General features: G+C 70.2%; 7 protein-coding genes and 1 pseudogene. 1 reads left to right on the forward strand and 7 read right to left on the reverse strand.

The window, feature by feature from the left end; translation table 11 throughout:
* Position 1 precedes the first annotated feature (1 nt).
* The 6 genes from Q7P21_RS01135 to Q7P21_RS01160 form a co-directional block, all read right to left on the reverse strand.
* Complete coding sequence (locus tag Q7P21_RS01135; RefSeq protein WP_304171284.1) at positions 2-1,393, reverse strand: S41 family peptidase; 1,392 nt, start codon at positions 1,391-1,393, stop codon at positions 2-4.
* 111 nt (positions 1,394-1,504) lie between these two features.
* Positions 1,505-2,368 (reverse strand): murein hydrolase activator EnvC, encoded by an 864-nt coding sequence (locus Q7P21_RS01140; protein ID WP_304171286.1) that lies wholly within the window; start codon positions 2,366-2,368, stop codon positions 1,505-1,507.
* On the reverse strand, positions 2,361-2,825 hold the full coding sequence (gene rlmH / locus Q7P21_RS01145; protein WP_304175357.1) for a 23S rRNA (pseudouridine(1915)-N(3))-methyltransferase RlmH: 465 nt from the start codon (positions 2,823-2,825) through the stop codon (positions 2,361-2,363). Before rlmH ends, Q7P21_RS01140 begins: the two co-directional genes overlap by 8 nt.
* Complete coding sequence (gene rsfS, locus Q7P21_RS01150) at positions 2,822-3,235, reverse strand: ribosome silencing factor (RefSeq protein ID WP_304171296.1); 414 nt, start codon at positions 3,233-3,235, stop codon at positions 2,822-2,824. Before rsfS ends, rlmH begins: the two co-directional genes overlap by 4 nt.
* Positions 3,236-3,345: 110 nt before the next feature.
* Positions 3,346-4,005, reverse strand: a complete 660-nt coding sequence (locus Q7P21_RS01155; RefSeq protein WP_304171290.1) for a nicotinate-nucleotide adenylyltransferase — start codon at positions 4,003-4,005, stop codon at positions 3,346-3,348.
* A 30-nt stretch (positions 4,006-4,035) separates the two neighbouring features.
* On the reverse strand, positions 4,036-5,598 hold the full coding sequence (locus Q7P21_RS01160; RefSeq protein ID WP_304175358.1) for an aldehyde dehydrogenase family protein: 1,563 nt from the start codon (positions 5,596-5,598) through the stop codon (positions 4,036-4,038).
* A 130-nt stretch (positions 5,599-5,728) separates the two neighbouring features.
* On the opposite strand from Q7P21_RS01160, the gene Q7P21_RS01165 reads away from it, so the two are divergent.
* A complete protein-coding gene (locus Q7P21_RS01165) occupies positions 5,729-6,544 on the forward strand; it encodes a hypothetical protein (RefSeq protein WP_304175360.1) in 816 nt (271 codons plus the stop codon).
* Here Q7P21_RS01165 and Q7P21_RS01170 read toward each other — a convergent pair.
* Positions 6,541-6,702, reverse strand: a pseudogene (locus Q7P21_RS01170) (glutamate 5-kinase); the annotation flags it as partial. The gene Q7P21_RS01165 and the pseudogene Q7P21_RS01170 sit on opposite strands and share 4 nt — an antisense overlap.

The following is a 6,702-nucleotide window of genomic DNA, read 5'->3' on the forward strand; positions in this document are numbered from 1 at the left end:
CCTACTTCTTCACCGGCGCCGCGGGTTCGATCTTCGGGACCTTGGGACCGATCACCTCGGCCAACCGGGCGGCGGGCTTGGGCATTTTCGGCGTGGCGGCGACGGAGCCGGCCTTCAGCACGTCCTCGGCGCGGGTCAGCTGGAAGTCGCCGGTCTTGACGTCGAAGCCCTCGGGCGGGGCTTCGGCCGGCTGGTGGGCGCCGACCCGGGCCTTGCCCTCTTCGGCGTTGAGCGCGTTGGTGAAGGAGGCTTCCGAGAACTGGAAGGAGCGGTTGGCGATCTGCTGCGCATCCTCGCGGGTTTCGGCGACCTCCAGGTCCGGCTGGATGCCGGTCTTCTGGATCGACCGGCCGGACGGGGTGTAGTAGCGCGCCGTCGTCAGCTTGAGCGCGCCGTCCATGCCGCCGCGCAGCGGGATCACGGTCTGCACCGAACCCTTGCCGAAGCTGGTCAGGCCGACCAGTTCGGCGCGCTTGCGGTCCTGCAGGGCGCCGGCGACGATCTCGGCCGCCGAGGCGGAGCCGGAATTGATCAGCACCACCAGGGGCTGGCCGCCGATGGCGTCGCCGGGCCGGGCGTTGTAGCGCTCGACATCGCGGGGATCACGGCCGCGTTGGGAAACGATTTCGCCGCCGTCCAGGAACAGGTCGGAGATCGACACCGCTTGGTCCAGCAGGCCGCCGGGATTGTTGCGCAGGTCGAGGATCCAGCCCTTGATCTTCGGGTTCTTGGCGCGGACGTCGGCGATCGCCGCTTCCGCCTCGTCGGTCGTCTTCTCGTTGAAGGCCGACACCCGCAGATAGCCGTAGTCGCCGATCGCCTTGGCAGTGGCCGACTTGGTCTTGATGATCTCGCGGACCAGCTTCACGTCGAAGGGATCGGTCTTCTCGCGGGCGATGGTCAGGGTCACGGCCTCGCCAGGCTTGCCACGCATCTGCTTGACCGCGTCGGAGACCGACAGGCCGAGCACGCTGGCCCCGTTCACGGCTGTGATGTAGTCGCCGGCCTTGATCCCGGCCTTGAAGGCGGGCGTCCCGTCCATGGGCGAGATCACCTTGACCACGCCGTCCTCGCTGGTGACCTCGATGCCGAGGCCGCCATATTCGCCGCGCGTCTGATCGCGCATGTCGTCGAAGGATTCTGGGTTCAGATAGTTGGAGTGCGGATCGAGCGAGGTCAGCATGCCGTCGATGGCCGCCTCGATCAGCTTCTTGTCGTCGACCTCGGTGACGTACTGGCGCTCCACCGTGTCCAGCACATCGCCGAACAGTTCGAGCATCTTGTAGGTCTTGGCCCGGGGCTCGGCCGAAGCCAGGGCCTGTTGGCTCACATAGGCCATCGAACCCGCACCGAGCACGAAGGCCGAAACACCGATCAGCAGATACTTGCGCATAGTCTGGCCCTAGGGCTCCCTTGCGGCGGAATTACGCCGCGAACAGATGTCGTGTCGCCGAAAGAGCCAAACCGCTCGAAGTTATTGGGGCCTCACCGATCTTGCGTCGGTTCAGCCCTTGAGCCAGCGCCCCGGATCGACCGGCGCGTCACGTTCCCGGACTTCCAGATAGAGCTCGGCGGGCGTTTGTCGCCCATCCGCCATCCATCCGACAGGCGCGCCCGCCGCGACGGATTGTCCGACCCCGACGCTTGCACGATCCAGGCCAGCCAACACCAAATGGTATCCGCCGGCCAATCTCAAGATCAAGATGACCCCCCAACCCTTAACCGGGCCTACATATTGGACAAGTCCGTCGCCAGGAGCCTCGACTTTCGCGCCCGCCTTGGCGGCGATGGTCAGGCCCCGCGCCCGGTCGCCGCCGGTCAGGCGGTCGCCATAGCGGCGCACGATGGGACCTTCGGCCGGCGCCAGGAGGGTGGTGGGCGGCAAGACCGGCCGGGTGTCCTCGACCCCCTGTGGGGGAGAGGTCTCGGCGACATCCGCCGGGGGGGCGGCTTCGGCCAGGCGGTCGGCCTGGTTGCTGTCGGCGGTGAACAGGGCGGCGGCGGCCACGGCGGCCAGGCGCCTCTGGCGGGCGATCTCGCCGGCCTCGCCGGCATAGAGCTTGGCGCGCCGCTCCAGCTCGGGGGTCAGGGCCTTGATCAGCATGGCGGCGCGGGCGGCGTCCACGGCGTCGCCAGGACTGACCAGCAGGGCTGGCGGCGGGTCTCGGCGGAAGCGGACCAGGACGGTGAGCAGATGGGACAGGCGGTTGAGGTTGCGCCCCTGCTGGGCGGTCAGCTCGGTCTCGCGCAGGTTCAGACGGGCGAGCGCGCCGTGATCGCCCGCTGCGGCGAGCGCCCCCACGGCCGATGCCGCCGCCAGCAGGGCGCCGGCGATCAGCAGCGGCGGCTTGCGTAGGGCCTCAATCACGGTGGTAGGGGCCTCCGGCCAGGATGGTGACCGCCCTATAGATCTGTTCGGCCAGCATGGCGCGGGCGAGCGCGTGGGGCCAGGTCTGTGGCCCGAAGGCCAGCTTGGCCTGGGCCTGGGCGACCAGGGCGGGATCCAGCCCGTCGGCGCCCCCGATCACGAACACCAGCTTGCGCACCCCATCGTCACGCAGCCGACCGATCTCGGCGGCGAAATCGCGCGAGGCGCGGGCCTGGCCCCGTTCATCACAGGCGATGACGTGGGCGGCCTCCAGATGGGGTTTCAGGACCTCGGCCTCGGCGGCCTTGCCGGGCTTCTTCGCCTCGACTTCGATCACCTCGACCGGACCGAGCCCCAGGGCCCGGCCGGCGGCCGTGGCGCGATCCACATAGAGCCGCACAAGCTCGACCTCGGGGGAACGGGCGAGACGCCCGACCGCCAGGATCGCCAGTCTCAACTGAAGGCGATGTGGGTGGGCGCGTCCACCGACCAGATCTTCTCGATGTTGTAGAAGGTGCGGACCTCAGGCCGGAACAGGTGGATGATCACGTCGCCGGTGTCGATCAGCACCCAGTCACAATGCGGCAGGCCCTCGACGCGAGCCTTGCCATAGCCTTGGTCCTTCAGGGCGCGCAGCAGGTGGTCGGCGATCGCGCCGACATGGCGGTGCGAACGGCCCGACGCCACGATCAGCCCATCGGCGACCGCGCTCTTGCCTTTGAGATCGATGAAAACAACGTCCTGGGCCTGGTCGTCGTCGAGACGGGCCAGAATCAGGTCTTCCAGGGCGGTGATACGCTTCTGGGTCTCGAGGGACTCGGCCGAAACCGGAGTCTCTTGCGCGCGGGGCGCAGGTTCAGGGCTCAGCGGGGTCGCTCCTTTATATCCTCGCTAAAAGGCTTCCTACCACAGAACACGGGATCAGCACAGGCCGTGTGATTCCAACAGGGTTAGCGGTCGCTTCGCGGCGCGGCGAGTCAGCGGCGCGAGCCGCCCATCCGCTCGCGCAGCGCCGTCGAGGACTGGAAATTCAGCGGGCCGGTCAGGAACACCCAGCGGGGCGGCTTGGCCCCGGCCAGGCCGGCGGCGTCGGCCACCGGCCGCCGCGCGCGGGCGAAGCGCCGTGCGGCGGGCGAGAATCGGCTCTTCAGGGAAATCCACGGCCGCGAGACCACCGCCACCGGCGCCCCGCCCATGATCTGGGTCCAGCCCCGCCAGCGATGGAAGCTCGCCAGGCTGTCGGCGCCCATGATCCAGACGAACTTCACACCCGGAAAACGCGCCTTGAGCACGCGCAGGGTGTCGATGGTGTAGGTCGAGCCGATCTTGGTCTCGGCGGCGGAGACCACCATGGCCCGGCCCCGGGCGAAGCGCCGGGCGCCGGCCAGCCGGGTCTCCAGGCTGGCGGTCTCGTGCGACGACTTCAGCGGATTCTGCGGCGAGACCAGCCAGATCACCCGGTCGAGCTTCAGCCGCCGACGCGCGGTCTCGGCCACGTGGGCGTGGCCTTCATGCGCGGGATTGAACGAGCCCCCATAGAGCCCGACCCGCATGCCGCGCGCGAGCGTGAAGCCCAGGCGCAGGGTCGCGGGACGGCCGGCCTCAGGGACGCGCCGGGCCGGACCTGCGAACCACATGGGCGCTTCCCGTTGTTGAAGTGAGGACGTTCAAGGCCGGGGCCAGGCGGAGGATGCGGGGTTGCGATCGAGATCCGGGTCGGTCTGGCGCACCCGGGCGCGAACGGTGAACACCCCATCCCCGGCCAGGACGCCGCCCCGGGCGAACAGCCGGCCATGCTCCCAGTTGGAGAGGCCAAGCTCAGGCCGGTTCAGGGCGTATTGGCCGTCGACCCAGCGGGTGAAGCCATCCCCGGTGAAGGGGGCGTCGAACAGGGCGTAGAACAGCTCATGGGCCGCCGGGTCCTCGGAGATCAGGCTGGCGGCGAAGCGGGGGCTGTGGCGATTGAACAGCTGGGCGGCCTCGGCGACGTCGTCGACGATCACCAGGCTGACCTCGGGGGTCTCCTCCCACTCCCATTCGCGGCCCAGCTCGGACTCCGCCAGGGGTTCGACCAGGGCCTCCTCGGCCACGCCTTCCGCCCGGACCACGGGACCCCGGCGAATCCGCCAATGGTGGGGCACGAAGTCCCAGGCGGCGGCGCAGACATGCAGCTTCCAGCCCTTACGCCGTTGGCCGGCGGCCTCCAGGGCCTCCAGGAAGCGGGGCGTCAGGGCCTTGGCCTGGTCGCGGACGATGCAGACCACGTTCAGGGTGTTGCAGACCTTGCGGTCGAGGGAGTGATAGACCGCCGCGGCGAAGCGGTCGGGATCGGCGCTGGCGTCGGCCACCATCCAGGCGCCGCCCGTGCCGTGCAGGCTGACCGGCGTGCCTGTCTGGCGGGCCACGGCGCCCAGCTGGGCCACGGCGGGGCCGGAGCCCCGGGCCACGGCGAGCGCCAGGCGGGTGTCGGAGAACATCGCCCAGCCGGCTGAACGCTCGGCGCTGTTGACCAGGGCCGCAGCGCCCGGGGGCAGGCCGGCGGCGGCGAGGGCGGGGTCCAGGGCCTCGCTGACGATGGCGCGGGCGGTGCCGAGAGCATCGGAGCCGATGCGGAACACCACGGTGTTGCCGGTGCGCAGCACGCCGGTGGCGTCGGCGAACACATTGGGCCGGCCCTCGAACACGAAGCCGACCACGCCCAGGGGCGCCATGACCTGTTCGACGCTCCAGCCGTCATGCCTGACGGTCTCCAGCACCCGGCCCCGGGCCGGCGCCGCGTCGCGCCAGGCCTCAAGACCGGCGATCATGTCGGCGCGCATCTGGGCGCTGAGCGCCAGGCGGGTGGTGGAGCGGCCCCTGCCCTGCGCCGTCGCCACATCGGCGGCGTTGGCGTCGGCGATCACTGCCCAGACCGCGTCATCCGCCAGGCGGGCGGCGAAGGCCGCGAAGAAGGCGGTGATGGCCGCATCGGAGATCTGGCCCATCTGGCGGAAGGCGGCATGGGCCCGGCCGACGGCGGCGTGGGCCACGGCCTGGACCTCGCCAGGCACATGCAACAGGGCGCCGGAATCCTGGATCACCAACAGCTGGTCGCCGGTCCGGAAGGCCGCCGCCAACTCGCGGGAGACGAAGGCCAGCCGGTCGCCGCCATAGGGCACGGCCATGCCGGGGCTCAGCGCCGTGAGGCGTCCCCGGGTCTCGGCCTGTCCTGCCGCGCTCGCGTCGTCCATCCCTGCGCCCATATGCTCAGCGTGAGCCTTAGTGTCGGTCCAAGCCTTACTAGGCGTCTTTCCGCGCAGGTTCAAATGAGAGGTGCGCAACCTTCGATCCGTGTACAACCTGCGGCGCACGGAGGACGGGATGGATCGTGACCAACTGATCGAGACGGTCAGGGCCCTGGCGGCGGCGGACCCACGGGTCCTGGCCCTGTTCCTGGGCGGCAGCCTGGGCCAGGGGCTGGGCGACGCCTATAGCGATGTCGACCTGATCGCGGTGGTCGAACCCGCCGCCCACGGGGCCTTCACCGACGCCGCCCACGACTGGCTGTCGGCCGGCCTCGACATCGTCCACTGGTATCGCCCCCACCCGGCCCTGCCGCTGTTCGGCTCGGTGACCGTCGACTGGCTGCGGGCGGACCTGACCGTCACAGTGCCGGGCATGGTGCATGGCGCCAAGGACCGGCTGAAGCCGCTCTACGATCCCGCCAGCCTCTTCGAGACCTTGCCCGACCGGCTCGCGCCCCGGGCGGCGGATCCCGACAAGATCGAGGCGATGGTCCGGGAATTTCTCCGCATCCTGGGCCTGCTGCACGTGGCCGTGGGGCGCGAGGAGTGGGCGGTGTCGGTCACCGGGACCGGCATGCTGCGCAATCACCTGATCGCTCTGATGGTCGAGCAGCTCGACCTGCCCCATCCGCCGGGCGCCCTGCACCTGAAGCGTCTGCTCTCGGCCGAGGACATGGACCTGGTGACCGGCCTGCCGGTGGCCGAGGCCAATCGGGACTCCATCGTCTCGGCCAATTTCGCCTATGCACGGATCTTCCTGCCCAGGGCCCGGGCTCTGGCCGAGCGGGTCGGCGCCGCGTGGCCGGAGGCGTTCGAGGCCGCGACGCGCGCCCGGCTACGGCGCGACCTGGGCGCCGACTGGGACGGCCCGGCGCTGGGCGTGGTGCGCTAACCGCTCTCCGCGAGCGCCAAATCATCGGCGTGGATCAACGGCCCCTCGGTGAAGCCCAGGGCCGCCTCGATGGCGTCGGACTTCAGGCCGCGAATGGTCTCGGCGTCGGCGGCGTCGTAGCGGGACAGGCCGCGCCCGATCTCGGCGCCGGTCTCGTC

Source organism: Phenylobacterium aquaticum (assembly GCF_947378715.1).
Taxonomy (GTDB): domain Bacteria; phylum Pseudomonadota; class Alphaproteobacteria; order Caulobacterales; family Caulobacteraceae; genus Phenylobacterium; species Phenylobacterium aquaticum_A.

Coding starts and splice junctions, on each gene's coding strand:
- Q7P21_RS01165 (WP_304175360.1), top strand. CDS start 5,729: ATGGATCGTGACCAACTGATCGAGACGGTCAGGGCCCTGGCGGCGGCG.
- Q7P21_RS01155 (WP_304171290.1), bottom strand. CDS start 4,005: ATGTGGTTCGCAGGTCCGGCCCGGCGCGTCCCTGAGGCCGGCCGTCCC.
- Q7P21_RS01135 (WP_304171284.1), bottom strand. CDS start 1,393: ATGCGCAAGTATCTGCTGATCGGTGTTTCGGCCTTCGTGCTCGGTGCG.
- Q7P21_RS01160 (WP_304175358.1), bottom strand. CDS start 5,598: ATGGACGACGCGAGCGCGGCAGGACAGGCCGAGACCCGGGGACGCCTC.